Annotated in this window: 14 protein-coding genes; 6 read left to right on the top strand and 8 right to left on the bottom strand. The window is 52.4% G+C overall.

The window, feature by feature from the left end:
- Positions 1–176: 176 nt before the first annotated feature.
- The 3 genes from QM016_RS03910 to QM016_RS03900 form a co-directional block, all read right to left on the bottom strand.
- A complete protein-coding gene (locus QM016_RS03910; RefSeq protein ID WP_282710286.1) occupies positions 177–602 on the bottom strand; it encodes a hypothetical protein in 426 nt (141 codons plus the stop codon).
- Complete coding sequence (locus QM016_RS03905; protein WP_282710284.1) at positions 603–1169, bottom strand: hypothetical protein; 567 nt, start codon at positions 1167–1169, stop codon at positions 603–605.
- A 204-nt stretch (positions 1170–1373) separates the two neighbouring features.
- Entirely contained in the window at positions 1374–1568 is a 195-nt protein-coding gene (locus QM016_RS03900) for a hypothetical protein (protein ID WP_282710282.1), read from the bottom strand.
- Positions 1569–2572: 1004 nt separating this feature from the next.
- Between QM016_RS03900 and QM016_RS03895 the strand changes: the two genes are divergently transcribed.
- Both QM016_RS03895 and QM016_RS03890 read left to right on the top strand, forming a co-directional pair.
- Entirely contained in the window at positions 2573–3661 is a 1089-nt protein-coding gene (locus tag QM016_RS03895) for an acyltransferase (RefSeq protein ID WP_282710280.1), read from the top strand.
- Positions 3662–3743: 82 nt separating this feature from the next.
- Complete coding sequence (locus tag QM016_RS03890; RefSeq protein WP_282710278.1) at positions 3744–5264, top strand: flotillin family protein; 1521 nt, start codon at positions 3744–3746, stop codon at positions 5262–5264.
- 190 nt (positions 5265–5454) lie between these two features.
- Here the strand turns inward: QM016_RS03890 and QM016_RS03885 are convergent, their stop codons facing one another.
- Together QM016_RS03885 and QM016_RS03880 are read right to left on the bottom strand one after the other, a co-directional pair.
- A complete protein-coding gene (locus QM016_RS03885) occupies positions 5455–5679 on the bottom strand; it encodes a DUF3006 domain-containing protein (protein WP_016478047.1) in 225 nt (74 codons plus the stop codon).
- 9 nt (positions 5680–5688) lie between these two features.
- The gene (locus tag QM016_RS03880; protein WP_282710271.1) at positions 5689–6666 is read right to left on the bottom strand and encodes a ComEC/Rec2 family competence protein; all 978 of its coding nucleotides are present in this window, start codon (positions 6664–6666) and stop codon (positions 5689–5691) included.
- 156 nt (positions 6667–6822) lie between these two features.
- On the opposite strand from QM016_RS03880, the gene QM016_RS03875 reads away from it, so the two are divergent.
- Positions 6823–7362 (top strand): nitroreductase, encoded by a 540-nt coding sequence (locus QM016_RS03875; protein WP_282710269.1) that lies wholly within the window; start codon positions 6823–6825, stop codon positions 7360–7362.
- A gap of 121 nt (positions 7363–7483) precedes the next feature.
- Here QM016_RS03875 and QM016_RS03870 read toward each other — a convergent pair whose 3' ends face one another.
- On the bottom strand, positions 7484–8578 hold the full coding sequence (locus tag QM016_RS03870; protein ID WP_282710267.1) for a GTP-binding protein: 1095 nt from the start codon (positions 8576–8578) through the stop codon (positions 7484–7486).
- A gap of 124 nt (positions 8579–8702) precedes the next feature.
- A complete protein-coding gene (locus tag QM016_RS03865) occupies positions 8703–9761 on the bottom strand; it encodes an NAD(P)-dependent alcohol dehydrogenase (RefSeq protein ID WP_016478043.1) in 1059 nt (352 codons plus the stop codon).
- A gap of 301 nt (positions 9762–10062) precedes the next feature.
- Here QM016_RS03865 and QM016_RS03860 point away from each other — a divergent pair, with 301 nt between their 5' ends.
- Both QM016_RS03860 and QM016_RS03855 read left to right on the top strand, forming a co-directional pair.
- Positions 10063–11100 (top strand): YdcF family protein, encoded by a 1038-nt coding sequence (locus QM016_RS03860; RefSeq protein WP_282710257.1) that lies wholly within the window; start codon positions 10063–10065, stop codon positions 11098–11100.
- A gap of 110 nt (positions 11101–11210) precedes the next feature.
- Entirely contained in the window at positions 11211–11849 is a 639-nt protein-coding gene (locus QM016_RS03855; protein WP_282710255.1) for a type IV toxin-antitoxin system AbiEi family antitoxin domain-containing protein, read from the top strand.
- 89 nt (positions 11850–11938) lie between these two features.
- Here QM016_RS03855 and QM016_RS03850 read toward each other — a convergent pair whose 3' ends face one another.
- Positions 11939–13303 carry a PFL family protein gene (locus QM016_RS03850; RefSeq protein ID WP_282710253.1) on the bottom strand — a complete coding sequence of 455 codons (1365 nt, stop codon included), beginning with the start codon at positions 13301–13303 and terminating at the stop codon, positions 11939–11941.
- Positions 13304–13391: 88 nt separating this feature from the next.
- Between QM016_RS03850 and QM016_RS03845 the strand changes: the two genes are divergently transcribed.
- Positions 13392–14435 (top strand): LacI family DNA-binding transcriptional regulator, encoded by a 1044-nt coding sequence (locus tag QM016_RS03845; protein WP_282710251.1) that lies wholly within the window; start codon positions 13392–13394, stop codon positions 14433–14435.
- Positions 14436–14568 lie beyond the last annotated feature (133 nt).

Here is a 14568-nt window from a genome sequence, read left to right as displayed (position 1 = left end):
AGAATCGTCAAACTTGTATATGCAATCTCTGCAAGTCAATTCTGAATTTACAATCGGCCTCGCGGCCATGCTTTCACTTCGTATTCGCTTTCTGAACTCTCTCAGCTCTTCTTTTGTCATCCCTTTAGCCATGCAATCACTTTCTATACCATTCTACTTCTACATACGCATCACAATCATAAGTCTGTTCCCCGCATGCGCAGGGATGATCCCTGTAACTTGCAACACATGCAGTTGTACAAATATGTTCCCCGCATGCGCAGGGATGATCCCGCTGTGGAGATTACCTTTGATGTAATGGCAGACTGTTCCCCGCATGCGCAGGGATGATCCCTGGAAAGCCAAGCTGTCTGTAGTAGGCTATCGCTGTTCCCCGCATGCGCGGGGATGATCCCAGGCTCGGCGTTAAGCGCACGGAAAGCAGCTGTAGGCGGAGTCTTGACGCGCTTGTAGCTGTAAACCAAATCAGAGGTACCGGTAGCAGTCATGCAGTCATCAAAGGTGAGAGCTCCAAGCAGGTAGTTGTCGGTCACAAGCTCATTGATAAAGCCTTGGACAAGCTTATCGCCGGAGTTTGCGGCCAAATCGGCAAGTGTAATCATTTATCGTCCTTTCAATCCTTCGCGGATATTCATAGCGACGCCGCCAGAAGAACTACCTGCTGGTTTCCCGGAGGTATTGATATTCTTCGGTGCGTCTTCAGACTTGAAAAGGAAAGGCTTTGTTTCTTTAAGCTTCTCAACATCTCCATCCAGAGCATCAAGTGCCATACGTCCCAACTCAAGGTCAATACATCCAGCACTGGTAAGTGCTGACTCAGCTTCCGCTTTTGTCTTGGCGTCTGCTGCGTCTTTAAGCTGCTGCTCAATAGCAGAGATGCGCTCATCAGAAGAAGCCATTAACTTCTTAGACTCTGTAAGCTCTGCTTCCAGCTCCTTAATGCGCTTCTCGCGATTGGCAAGATCGCGTTCTAGCTTGTGGACATTGACATTTTCTGTGGGTTTTGCGCCTGTCTCTTCGCTTGTGCCCTCGCCCTCGTTTGGGTCTTGGGAATTGTCTTCCTCGCCATCTTTGGGGTCTTGGGGCTGATCATCGGGCTTGGGGTCTTGGGGGACTGTGCCTTTCGGCTTTGTCTCCTCGTCCACACCTTCAGTCAATTTACCTGGCATAAAACCAATCCTTTCAGCCTTTGCAGGTCCTTTTCCTGCACTGAAAGGATTGTCTTAGGTTAGTAACGAGCAAAGAAAAAGCCCCATTGCTGGGGCTTTGGGAGTTTAAGCTTTTACTTTTCAAGCAAAGGAGTAAGTTCTTTTTTGGCCTTTTTAGTGGGGCCGTCCCAAGTGAAATACTCCGGCCAGCCCTTGTGTAGGTTATTATGCCTGATCTGAGCCACCAACTCGTCGTTCGGAAGCTTTCATGTAGATGGCGAGATACTGATTCTCTGTCAGCTCGCCATTCTGTTTTCGACGTAGCTTTACATACTCCCTAGCAAACGTTTTTCCTCCGCGTAGAAGCGCTTCATGAGAGATATCTAGGCTGTCGCAAAGTACTTCGTAATCAATCACCATAAGAGAGCACTCCTTACTACGATATCAGCGATTTTATTCTTTCCGAATCCGTGTACAGCGACGAATCTAAAAGACTCTGCCAGAAGCTCGGACCCGAATTCATCTTTCATATCATTATACGTTTTCATGTAAGGAGACATATGTTTCAGAAGCTCTATATCCTCACTGTTATTAAATATTATTGTACCCAAATCTTCGGCATAGTGTTGTTCCCCGCACACGCGGGGATGATCCCTTATCGGGATTGGGAACCTTTGCCTCTGCCTTGGGCTTGAAATACGCAACCATAGCTTCTACAGTCGAGCGCATTTTCTCTTCAGCTGTCTTGCTTTCTGAAGAGCCTCCTTAATCGCTGGATCCGTCATTGATCCTAGCATTTCTTGCTCCTTTCCGGCCGTGCGGCCTAATAAAAAACCAACCGCACGGCTGGTTGGTTACACCTAGTAGATTCTCGCCTGCGAGTCGAACACAGATATCAAGAACCAGAATCTCGTGCCTTTCCGTTAAACTAGCGGGAATTGTAGTATATTGTGATTAACAGGGTTGGTCCTGCCCAGCTAATTGGGGAGGGTCAACCCTCGTTTTATAATCGGAAAGTCTGTTCCTCCCGGAGGGACATACTAGACTGAGTTGTAGTATTCCCTGCGCCTCCTGATAGATCTCAGATTATGCAGAATGCGTTTACGAAAGTGCAAAAGATATGGAAATTACTGTACTTGTCGGGTTTGTTGCAGCGTATTAACTATTAAAGAGCTTGTTTTCCGTTTTGGGGATATACAAGGTCCTTTAAAGAATTTCAAAGGTGATTTTTTGAGCCTGGCGAGAGATTCTATCTGTTTATTCTTAAAACTGAGTAACTGTATACGTAAGCCTCGGAATCGCAAAATGGTAAAACCTTAAACAGCAAAAGGCTCATTCAAGTAGCCTCATCAGCGACACTTCTCGATAGTTCACGGTACAATGCAAAGAGTTTAAGGACAACTGCGAAGGTGGAAGCAGCATTTATGGAAAAGCAGACGGAAGAACGGGCAATTGCCAAAAGAGGCACAAGAAATTCTAGTTTGGAACTCTTGCGCATCCTCGCGATGTTGATGATTATTGCCTGTCACTTTGGCAGCCGAGTTAATTGGGCGTCTGCCGGTCACATGGTATTTAACGAGTATTGGCTTGAACTGCTTGAGAGCCTTGGGCAAATTGGTGTAGGCATATTCTTTTTGATTTCCGGCTATTTTCTGTATGAAAGAAAAAACTTCCATTGGCAACGAGTCTTTAAGATTGCACGTCCGACCTGGTTTTATTCATGGGTTATACTAGCGCTTGCGTACCTCTTCCATAATCCTCTTGTGGCAGCTACTACTCCAATGTCGCAGGTGGTCGCTCAGTCAATGTTTCCGATATTTTTGAATTCCTACTGGTTTATCTCTACTTATATCTACATCACGCTGCTCTCGCCTTATCTGAAGAAATGGCTTGACGCGCTCTGCTTCAAAGAGATTGTCGCCGTTGTATTGCTGAGCTTTCTATTTAATACTGGAGCCGCGACGTTTGACTTTTTCCTCACTTCGGAATTTGCAAGCATTGGCGGCGTCATAAGTTCAACGATTATCTTTGTGGTGATGGGCTACTCTCTGAATCGCTTTAAGGACAAGTTTTCCAGTCCCGTAATTCCGCTTGCCTGCATACTTATTGCAGCGATAATCCTGCTTGCGGGACCAGCTGTTCTGGCGGCTCTTGCTCGCGCCGGCTATCAAAACACATCGGCTCATGTGTTTATGGACATTTCCTCAGTTCCGATTGCGCTCGCCGCGGTTGGACTTTTCCTCGTTTTCTCTCGATTTGATTTTAGGAGTAAAGGAATCAATTACCTTGCAAGCCTGATGTTTGGGGTCTATCTGATTCATGAAAACAATTTCGTGTGGCGCTTTATTTGGCAAGGGGATCTTTTTCACGTGGCGACACATCTCACCGATTCAAAACTGCATTTTGTGCTGTATTCTTTCAAAATGATTCTTGGGGTGTTCGTTTGCTGCGCCGTTATTGAGGCTGTGCGCAAGTTCGTGGTAGCGGCAATTATGAAGGTTTGGAAGGGATAGAAAAGTCTGTTGAGGCGTATGTACAACCTGCTGGAATATGCCCTAGAATGATACGTCTGGAGAAGCGGTAGAAAGGATAACTATGTTGAGTTCGCTGGGAACAATCATCCCCATTGTGGGCGTGGTGATTATCGTTCTTCTCGTCTTGATAAACGGCTTTGTATCTGCGTCTCCCGCAGAGATTAAAGTAGTCTCAGGCCCGTGGGGGCAGCGCATCATTCACGGCAAAACCGGCTTTAAGGTGCCGATGATTGAGCGCGTTGACTCGATGACCGCGGCTATGATTCCGGTGGATGTCAAGACATCAGATTACGTGCCTACAAATGACTTCATCAACGTGCAGGCGGACGCCGCCGTTAAGGTTCGCATTGCAACCGAGACGCCGGAGCTCCTGCAGGCCGCTACACGCAACTTCCTGTACAAAAATATCGACGAAATCTCCAATGAGGTTCGCGATACGCTTGAAGGACACCTGCGCGCCATTATCGGTCAGATGAAGCTTAAGGATATCGTTACCGATCGCGATACGTTTGCACAGCGTGTGCAGGACAACGCTCACCAGGATCTCGCTGAGATGGGTCTTGAGATTGTCGCCTTCAACATTCAAGGCTTTGCCGATAAGGACGGCACCATCGATAACCTTGGCGTTGCGAATGTCGCGACTATCCGCAAGGACGCTGAGATTGCTCAGGCCCGTTCCAACCAGGAGATCTCTGAGGCTCAGGCCGCCGCTGATAAGGCGTCCAATGAAGCTCGTGTCAATGCTGACCTTGACATCGCTCAGAAACAGACCGACCTGGCTATGCGTAAGGCGGCGCTGAAGGTTGAAGCTGATACAGAAAACGCGAAGGCGGACGCCGCGTATGAGATTCAAAAGCAAATCCAGCAGAAGGATATCGAGCGTGAGACCGCGGCGGCAAATATTGTAAAGCAGGAGCAGGAGGCTGTCGTCAAGCAGAAAGAGGTCGAGGTCACCAAGAATACCCTCGATTCTCAGGTTCGCGCGAAGGCGGACGCTGAACGTTACGCCGCTGAGCAGGCCGCCCAAGCTGATTTGTTCCGCCGTCAGAAAGAGGCCGAGGCCCAGGCGTATGAGCGCACGCAGGCTGCAAAGGCAACGCGTGAGGCCATGCTTGCCGAGGCCGAGGGCATTCGCGCTAAGGGTGACGCTGAAGCCGCCGCGACCGCGGCTAAGCTGACCGCTGAGGCCGAAGGTCTTGAAAAGAAGGCTGAAGCAATGGCGAAGATGAACCAGGCCGCTGTGCTTGAAATGTACTTTAATGCGCTTCCTGACGTCGCCCGCGCTGTCGCGGAGCCACTTGCTAACGTTGATTCCATTACGATGTACGGCGAAGGCAACGCCGCGAAGCTCACCGAGGACATTACCAAGTCTGTGACGCAAATCAACGCCGGTCTTGGTGACTCTATGGGATTGGACTTGAAGCAGCTCTTCGGCGCGCTTGTAGGGGCAAAGGCCATCGCGCCAACGCTTTCCGATGCCGTTGCCCAGGGCGTGAAAGAGGGAACGTCTGAGGCTGCTCAGAAACCCTCTTCTGAGCAGGAGGCTTCCGACAAGAAGCAGTCTGAATCTGACGAGAAGTAACAGGACTCAAAGAAATAGCTTTGGAGCGAGGCCGGAAACGAAGATTTCAGCCTCGCTTTTTTAGAGATTCTCAGACACCCTCGAACCCTCGAACCCTCGAACCCTTAGATACTCTCAGACGCTCTGATTTGTAATTCAGGGACCCTGATTTTAGTTCAGAGACACTGGTCTTTAGTCAAGGGATTTTAGTTTAATCTCTCTTGAAAAGCTTGTTGAAAAGACTGAGGATTTCAAGCGAGCGCTTGTTTGTTGCTGCAGCGTCGCGCTGCCATCCGCTTGCCGTATGAGTAAGAACATCGCCTTGCGAGGTTCCTTCGGGCAGCTCGGAAAGAGGAACGTCCAAGAACTTCTCGCCACCGTTAATCTCAAGGACGGCGATGTTGTTATCTTCGATTCTGTCGACAATCGCGGTCATAGAGCACCTCTACTTTGACTTTGGCGGGGCAACGGGCGTGCCCTCGCGCTGAACGTACAGAGCAATAGTTGAACCATCGGTGACAGCCGTAACCGTGCCGTTCGCTCCTGTTCCGTATACCTGCGTGTGTGCGCTGTTCAGCGCTTTGAGTACACTGGCATGCGGGTGTCCGTAGTCATTGTCGAGAGCGTAGGATATAACGGCATAGTCGGGGGAGAGCTTAGTGACAAGCGCTTTGTTGGTGCCAGTGTGCGACCCGTGATGCGATACTTTCAATACGTCGATATGACCTTCGGTGGCCTGATCGATAAGGGCTGTTGGAGCGTCGCCCGTAAAGAGGAAGTTCTTCTCGCCAACGGTCAGTTTAATAATGATTGAATAGTCGTTAGTGTCATCAAACTGCGCGGCCGCGGGAGGCCATAGGATATCGATCGAGTACTGGTCACTTTGGACTATGGTAGCGCCGGCGGCGGCCTGCGTGATTGTGAGGCCTTTTTTGTCGATGGCGTTCAGGAAGTTTTTGAAGGTTTCGGTGTTGTTTGTAGCGTTTGGCGCCCAGATGGACTTGACGTCAGTATCACGAATGAGCTCCGCCATTCCTCCGATATGGTCGGCGTCAGGGTGTGTGGCGATAAGATAGTCAATTTGGTTCCGGTGATCGGCTTTGAGCTGAGATTCAATTGTTTTCGCCGAACCGCGAGGCCCCGCATCGATGACCATAGTTTTGCCATCAGGAAGTTCCACAATTGTAGCGTCGCCTTGGCCAATATCAAGGAATCTGATGGTAGTTTTGGTGGGATCAGCGGACGCCGCGGCGGTTACGGCGGCGGGAGCATCCGATTGAGCCGCGGCGTCATACGAGCGTGTCGTGCACTCTTGTATGAGCGTCGCGACAGCGATAGCAAGGGTCAGTGCAAGCGTTGTAAGCGTGCGTATCTGAGTCTTGGTGAGGCGGTGTTGGCGAGAAGTACGGTGAGCGTTTGTCATAACCTGCCTTGGCTGTTAGTTTGAAACGTTTGCGCGTTTACTGATACGTCCAAGATATCACTTGACGCTGGACACAGGTTTTCGGATTTGAATTGGTTTCATAGAGAAGGTACTTGGCGTACACTGAAAGCGGTCACGTAAGAGAAGGAGATTCTCATGAATGAAGCGTATGAATCGTTGCTGACGCGCCGGAGCTGGAGAAAGTTTACCGACAAGCCGGTACCTGAGGATCTTATCGCCAAAGTCGTCAAAGCCGGCGAATATGCTGCCAGCGCTGTAGGCTCGCAGTGCCCTCTTGTGATTAAGGTTTCTAGCCCTCAGCTTCGCGAGAAGTTCGTGCGCGCAAACGCGGCGATCATGGGGCGACCCGAGGGCTTTGACCCATTTTACGGCGCTCCGGTTTTGCTTGTGGTGCTTGTACCAGCCGACAATCACAATGGCATATACGACGGTTCGCTTACCATGGGTAATTTAATGCAGGCGGCGCATGACTTAGGCCTAGGTTCGATTTGGATTCACCGCGCCCGCCAGGAGTTTGAGATGGAAGAGTTCAAACAGTTCCTTATTGAGCTGGGCGTGGAGGGCAGTTGGACAGGCATTGGCCACTGCGCTATCGGTTGGCCTGATGGCCCTGAACCAAAAGCGGCTCCGCGAAAGCCTGGTCGCTATATCGATGCAGATGAGATTTTGGGATAGCTTAAAACTAGCGCGTTGATTTGTTGATGTGTTGATGCGCTGATGCGCCGGCTTATTAGCGCGTTGGTGTGGTTGCTCGTTGGCGCGTACCGGTTGCTTGCGAAAACCGAAGGTGAGATTCTTACCGCTGCCGTTGCGCGGGTTGGTTATGGAGCTCCTGGGCATCGTGATGCTCTTGGCTGCCGGAATGCTCATGCCCGTGGTGATGGGCGTGTTCATGCTTGATTTCCGCATCGTCATGCCAAAGAGCTGGGACAAATACTTCTCGAAGTCCCGACCGCAGCAAATCTTGGCCAATAAAAACGCAGCGAGAATCTTCTTGCGGCTCATCACCAGTAATGGCCCAGGCACGCTCGACCATGTCGAATTTTACCCACTGGTTTCCGCAAGGCAGCGAACCCTTCGCGCGTGCGAGCTTGCCAAAGACGCCCGCGGAAGCTGCGTCCAAAAGCCAGATCAGATGCGCGGGGGATGGCAGTTCCGCATGCTGTAAAGACAGGGTTTCAAGGTCGATCTCTTCGTGATCGTGGTGGTTGCTGTGGCTGTCGGGAGCGCCGAGGTTGCCGTGATTGCGCCGCTCGCTTTCGGGAGCGCGCTCGTCTGCGGACTCGGTTTCGGTGTCGGCAAAGGGGCGGTGCAGCAGACTTTCCCACCATTCGTCGGAGATATCGGCATAAGAGGCTCGGGCAATCAGCTCCGCCGCAGGATTGAGCTTTGTCGCCAAAGAGACGATCGGCGCGATATCAGCTTCAGTGTCGGATGAAAGTTTGGACACGACGATACTTCTCGCTGCGGATAGCTGGTCATCAAAGATCTCGGGAAAGGCCCGACGCTGCTGCTGCCACGATTGAGCGTCGATAATGGTTACCGATGCAAGCAACGAAATGCGCTCCCATGTTACTTGGCCGATATTGTTGAGAATGCTTTGCAGCTTGGCCACGCCCGTAGGTTCGACAATCAGGAACTCGGGGTCAAGGGAGTTTGAGATTGTCAGGATACTTGCGGCAAAATCTTTCTTGCCCGAGCAGCAGATGCAGTTTTCAACAGACTCCCATACGCGCAGGTCGGAATCTTCGCGTAAACGCCGCGCGTCGATGTCCGCTTCGCCGTATTCGTTTTCATAAATGGCGAAGTCGCGCCCGGTGCGCCGTACGAGCTCCTGGATGAATGTGGTTTTGCCGGCTCCGAGAAATCCGGAAATTACAAGAATCTTCATGCCGCTCCAAACGGAAAGCTGGCGAGAAGATTGCGCTTCTCGCCAGCTTAAACGTGAACCGAAACGCTTCAGGAACCGAAAGACTTACGTCGGACGGCTCCGGGACAAACGCCGAGTCGGTCGGCTAGTCGATAACAACGACCGGTTTGATGAGGTCGCGCGGCTTGTCGCGCATGCAGAACAGTGCTTCCTCAAGGTGCTCCCAGCCGTGGTAGAGGTGCGTGACCTCGGGGTGGAGGTCAAGACGGCCGGAGGTGACCAGGCTGGAGAGCTTCTCCATGCGCAGACGGCCGCCGGGCATGAGGCCGCCGCGGATGTCCTTGTGACCCATGCCAACGCCCCACTCAACGCGTGGGATGTTGATGTAATCGCCGGAACCCAGGTAGTTGACGTTGCCGATTCTGCCGCCGGGCTTGAGGCACTTGACGGCGGGATCAAAAGTCTCGACAGTGCCGCCGGCGATGCAAATGCGGTCGACGCCCTTACCATCGGTAAGTTTCATGACCTGCTCGTCAATGGGGCCGTCCTTGTAGGAAATGAAATCGGTGGCTCCGTAACCCTTGGCCGCCTCAACGCAAACAGGGCGGGTGCCCACGGCGATGATGCGAGAAGCTCCGTGCAGAGCCGCGCCGGCGACGCTCATGAGGCCGACAGGTCCGATGCCGATGACAAGTACCGTGTCGCCAAACTCAACGCCGGCCAGCTCAACGGCATGGAATCCGGTGGGGACCATGTCGGAAAGAATGCAGGCGTCCGCGGGATCCATGCCTTCGGGCATGTGAGCTAAATTGCCGTCAGCGTCGTTGACATGGAAGTACTCGGAGAAGACGCCGTCTTTGAAGTTAGAGAATTTCCAGCCGGCAAGCATGCCGCCGGAGTGCATGGAATAGCCAGCCTGCGCCTCAAGGGAATTCCAGTCGGGGGTAATGGCGGGGACAAGAACGCGGTCACCCGGCTTAAAGTCCTTGACGAGCTCGCCAACCTCAACGACTTCGGCGGAGCATTCGTGGCCAAGAATCATATTGTGGCGGTCGCCGATGGCGCCTTCCCAAAGCGTGTGGACGTCAGACGTGCAGATTGCTACCGCGAGCGGCTTACAGATGGCATCAAGCGGACCGCACGCGGGCGTATCCTTCTCAATCCAACCGGACTCGCCGATCTTGAGCATTGCATAACCTTTCATAAACCCTCCTAAAAACGTGGCTTTGCTGGCGCAAAGCGCTGACAGCGGACGTTTTCTACGCGAGGCGTCTTCTCGCGAGAATCGCTCCTTTGCGGTCTTAGTGGAGGTTCGGCGAGTGTGTTGTACTCGCGCGATACAGGCTGACCAAGACCCCTAGAATACGTTCTATTTTCATATATGAGATAATCTTCAGGCATGACGTAACGGCGAAAGGTAGACGGTTTGCCGTTAGTGGACATTCGCGCGTGTGCATGCAAACAAAAGGTATCTGAACGAAACGTATCTGGACGGACGCATCAAAATGCTTGAAGCTTTGATAAAAGACATGGGAGCCAATCTGGATTGGCAGATGCTGGTGGTGTATGCGCTGTTTTTCTCGCCGGCAGTCATTTTAGGCATTCTGTTCACACGCTCGTTTCTCAGAGAACCGCGGCAGTTCCGCAACGCCATCTATCTGCTGGCGACCATACTGTGGCTTGTATTACTTCTGATTTTGCGTTTTAGTCAGATGTGGACTGTGTATGTCATTGCTGCTCTCTTTGCGCTTTTCCCGATTGTGACCTGCACGTTTTTGGTTATAAACGGCATTATCGTGATACGCAGAGAAGGTCTTTCGCTGACCTCGCTTTTACCGATGGGCTTGGCCCTGTTCATCCTCCTTATGTACTGCGTGCCTATGTATGCGAGTCAAGATGAGTTCCTTCTCGGCGTCACGGCACTCTTCTTCTTTGAGGGCCTGTGGTTCTCCTTCACCTTTGTCGCCTTGCTCATGTATTCATGGCTGTATCGAATTTTGCCCAAGAACCGCCGATATGACTACATCATCATCCACGGCGCAGGCCTTGATGGCGAGAAGCCCACGCCACTTTTAGCCGGCCGTATTGACCGCGCTTTGGAGCTCTGGAATCGACAGGGTTGCTGTGGCAAGTTTGTCGCTTCGGGAGGTCAGGGTGACGATGAAGTGGTTTCAGAAGCTCAGGCTATGTATGACTATCTGGTAGAACATGGTGTTCCCCAAGAGGCCATCCTTATGGAAGATCGTTCAAGGACAACGTTGGAGAATCTCAAGTATTCACAGGCGCTTATAAACGCTGACGCACAGTATCAGGAATGCAGCGCAGCAATGGTGACCAGCGATTTTCACGTGTTCCGCTGTGCCGAGTACGCGCACAATTTAGGTATTCGGGCGGACGGTGTTGGCTCACATACCAGAGGATGGTATTGGCCTACAGCATTTATCAGGGAGTTTGCGGCCATCACCAAGGCTCATTTCTGGCCTTACCTTGTTATAGCGGCCTTGTGGTTGCTGCCGAGCGTCATAAGGATTATAGGCGCCTAATCTTCGGCGTTCTCAACGGGTTTTGAGTTCATTCTCACCGGGCTGTAAGTTATTTTTCTGTAGTTTTTGAGTCGCGTTGCAAAAGTAGGGATATAACCTACAATTGCAACATGACTTACTTTAGACACATATCTACAATTGCCCGTCTCGCGGAACGAGAGGGGATTTTTACAACAGCGCAGGCTGAGCGCATGGGGATTCCTCGTGACGCGCTTCATGACGCTATGGTATCAGGTCGAATCAGCAGAGTCACTCGCGGCGCGTATCGTCTCGTGGACATCGAACCCTCGAATCTGGATGAACTTATCGCTTTGTGGAAGCTTACAGCTCCGAAAGCGTTTTCACGAGAAAGAAATTCGCTTGCTCAGTGGGACGGATTCGTGATTGGCGGCCTGACCGCCGCTTGCCTTTGGGAGGTGGGGGACGGTCCATTGGCTCCCTATCGGATGTTCGGGGCGCGACGCTTTAATTCACGGAACGCTCAGCTTCACTTCAGCACGAGGCGTGTCGCGCCGAAAGATGTTACCTTTCTCAAAGGACTGCCTGTTACGAGGCCTGAACGTACGGTCTTCGATTTGATTATCGACAGGGAGGATCGTTTTCAGATTTCCAGAATTCTGCGCGAGTTCTCCTGTAAGTACGCTCGCACGGACGACGATTTTAATCTTCAACGTCTCATGACTCTTCTCGGCAAAGCCATAGGGCGAGAAGAGGCCACTTCAGTTCTTCGGGTACTTTTGCTACTCTAGGGGTTATTTTAAAACCTGTGGACTATGATGCTACGCTGCCGCGATGTCGCGATGCTGATATCCTGCAGCAACCAGAACAGCAAGCTGGCTTAGTTCTTGAGTGAGTTCAAAGGAGCGGGGAATCTGCCGCCGCGATGGACCAGCGTTGAACCCGCAAAGCGGTTGACGGACATCACGGGTGCCGAACCAAAGAGGCCTCCAAATTCCAGGATGTCGCCTTCTTTGTAGCCGATGGCGGGGATGACGCGAACAGCGGTGGTCTTGGTATTGATGACGCCGATAGCCATCTCGTCTGCGATGATGCCGGCAATGGTCTCAACGCTGACGTCGCCGGGAATGGCAATCATATCAAGTCCAACCGAGCATACCGAGGTCATAGCCTCAAGCTTTTCGAGCGAGAGAGCGCCATCCTGAGCGGCGCGAATCATCCCTGCATCCTCGGATACAGGGATAAACGCGCCGGACAGGCCTCCCACAGAGCTTGATGCCATAACGCCTCCCTTTTTGACAGCATCGTTCAAGAGAGCCAGAGCGCAGGTAGTTCCAGGACCTCCGCACTCGCCGACACCGATAAGTTCGAGGATGCGAGCAACAGAGTCGCCTGCTGCCGGCGTGGGTGCCAGACTCAAATCTACGATGCCCTTCTCGACACCAAGTCGCCGGGAAGCTTCTCGACTGATGAGCTCACCCGCACGGGTAATCTTGAACGCGGTGGCCTTGATTTTCTCGGCGACATCCATAAGATTGGCATCGTCCGTCAGCTCCTCAAGAGCGGCGGCCATGACGCCGGGACCGGAAACGCCCACGTTGATGATCGCGTCCGCTTCGCCGGAGCCATGAACGGCACCTGCCATGAACGGCGAGTCTTCGACCATATTGGCAAAAACAACCAGCTTCGCGGCGCCATAGCATTGAGTGCTCGTTGTGCGGCGCGCAGCTTCGAGCACGGTCTCAGCCATGAGCAGCACAGCGTCCATATTGATGCCCGCACGCGTCGACGCGACGTTGACGGACGAGCATACGCGTGAGGTGGTGGCCAGCGCTTCGGGGATCGACGCGATCAAGCGACGGTCTGCATCGCCAGTGCCCTTGTGCACGAGGGCAGAGAAGCCACCGAGAAAATCGACACCCAGCGTTTCAGCGGCGCGGTCAAGCGTGCAGGCCAGAGGGGAGAGGTCTGCCGCGCTTGTACAGGCCGCGATCTGCGCTATGGGTGTAACGGAAACTCGCTTGTTGGCGATAGGGATACCGTATTCGCACTCCAGGTCGACAGCTACGTCTACCAGGTGTTCCGCTTGGCGAACAATACGTTCGTAGACCTTCTCGCACATGCGGTTAAGATCCTCGTCAGCGCATGAGTTGAGCGAGATCCCCATAGTTATGGTGCGAAGATCAAGGTTCTGCTCGCCAACCATTGCCAACGTCTCGGCGACCTCTTGGGGAGTAATGTTCATAAAAGCCCTCTCGATAACTGCTCGGCACAATGCTTCTATAATACCTTTTGAAGCGAGAAGGGCGAGGGTGCGGCCCAGAAGGGGATTCATGCCAGAGAAGGTAACGCTCAAATCGATTGCGCGGGAAGTCGGCCTTTCACCGGCGACGGTTTCTTTGGTGCTCAACGGCAAGCCGGTTCGCGTCACGGAAGAGCATCGCCGCCGCATTTTGGAGGTCGCCCGGCGTGAGCATTACATTCCCAATCAGATTGCGCGCAGCTTGGTGACGCAGCAGTCGAAAACGCTCGGCCTCATCGTCCCCAATATCGAGTCGAGGTTCTTTTCGTCACTGGCACGAAACCTGGAGCTAAGGTGTAGGCAACGTGGGTACGCGCTCTTTATCACCAATTCCGATGACAATTCCACCAATGACTCCGAGCTTGTGGGACTGCTGGTAAATCGCGGTGTTGATGGGCTTTTTATCATTTCATCGGGAGGTCGTGACGCGCAAAGTCTCGCGGACAATTTGTCGCAGCTGCCGGTCCCTTTTGTGATGGTCGACCGTACCATAGACACGCTCTCCTGCGATAAGGTGTATTTCAACAATAAGCTGGGCGGCTATCTGGCAACTCGCCACCTGCTTGATCATGGACATACGCGCATTGCCTGTATGGTCAACACTAAGTCAGCGACCGGTATGCGCCGTCTCGCCGGATACGAGCAGGCGCTTGGCGAGAAGAACATCAGATTGGATCCCAGCCTTGTGCTGGATACCGACTATTACATCCCCGACGCGTACCTTGCCGCTCAACAGCTTATTCGCCTGAACGCTACTGCGGTGTTTGCCGGCTCAGACAACATTGCCTTAGGATTGCTTCGCTACCTCTACGAGCACGGACTCCATGTTCCGCAAAACTACTCGGTAGTCGGGTACGACAACTCCGCTGCGGACGCCCTTTTTGAACCAGCGTTAACATCAATCGAACAAAATGTCGAAGAGTTGGCAGCCGCTGCTCTTGACCTATTGTTTTCAAGAATTGCCGAAGAAAATCAGGGAGAGGAAAGACTTCGCGCTCACAGCGCCCATAGAGTGGTATTGAAACCACGGCTCATTGTGAAGAACAGTGTCCGCAGGGTTGGAGGGTACATCTAGCTCGCAGCGTCTGGTGTGTAACATCTAGCACGCGAATTCTTTGGTATACTTTTACTCTGTGTGCACAAACTAACATTTGGTACGTAAACCAAAATTTGGTGCGTAAACCAAGACTCGAAAAGAATTCGAAGGA

It is taken from the genome of Lancefieldella sp. Marseille-Q7238, assembly GCF_949152215.1.
Lineage (GTDB): Bacteria > Actinomycetota > Coriobacteriia > Coriobacteriales > Atopobiaceae > Lancefieldella.
The sequence above is the reverse complement of the archived record's forward strand: the minus strand, read 5'-3'. Positions and strand labels throughout refer to the sequence as shown.

Coding starts and splice junctions, on each gene's coding strand:
- QM016_RS03860 (WP_282710257.1), top strand. CDS start 10,063: ATGCTTGAAGCTTTGATAAAAGACATGGGAGCCAATCTGGATTGGCAG.
- QM016_RS03890 (WP_282710278.1), top strand. CDS start 3,744: ATGTTGAGTTCGCTGGGAACAATCATCCCCATTGTGGGCGTGGTGATT.
- QM016_RS03900 (WP_282710282.1), bottom strand. CDS start 1,568: ATGGTGATTGATTACGAAGTACTTTGCGACAGCCTAGATATCTCTCAT.
- QM016_RS03855 (WP_282710255.1), top strand. CDS start 11,211: ATGACTTACTTTAGACACATATCTACAATTGCCCGTCTCGCGGAACGA.
- QM016_RS03880 (WP_282710271.1), bottom strand. CDS start 6,666: ATGACAAACGCTCACCGTACTTCTCGCCAACACCGCCTCACCAAGACT.
- QM016_RS03875 (WP_282710269.1), top strand. CDS start 6,823: ATGAATGAAGCGTATGAATCGTTGCTGACGCGCCGGAGCTGGAGAAAG.
- QM016_RS03870 (WP_282710267.1), bottom strand. CDS start 8,578: ATGAAGATTCTTGTAATTTCCGGATTTCTCGGAGCCGGCAAAACCACA.
- QM016_RS03910 (WP_282710286.1), bottom strand. CDS start 602: ATGATTACACTTGCCGATTTGGCCGCAAACTCCGGCGATAAGCTTGTC.
- QM016_RS03885 (WP_016478047.1), bottom strand. CDS start 5,679: ATGACCGCGATTGTCGACAGAATCGAAGATAACAACATCGCCGTCCTT.
- QM016_RS03865 (WP_016478043.1), bottom strand. CDS start 9,761: ATGAAAGGTTATGCAATGCTCAAGATCGGCGAGTCCGGTTGGATTGAG.
- QM016_RS03850 (WP_282710253.1), bottom strand. CDS start 13,303: ATGAACATTACTCCCCAAGAGGTCGCCGAGACGTTGGCAATGGTTGGC.
- QM016_RS03895 (WP_282710280.1), top strand. CDS start 2,573: ATGGAAAAGCAGACGGAAGAACGGGCAATTGCCAAAAGAGGCACAAGA.
- QM016_RS03905 (WP_282710284.1), bottom strand. CDS start 1,169: ATGCCAGGTAAATTGACTGAAGGTGTGGACGAGGAGACAAAGCCGAAA.
- QM016_RS03845 (WP_282710251.1), top strand. CDS start 13,392: ATGCCAGAGAAGGTAACGCTCAAATCGATTGCGCGGGAAGTCGGCCTT.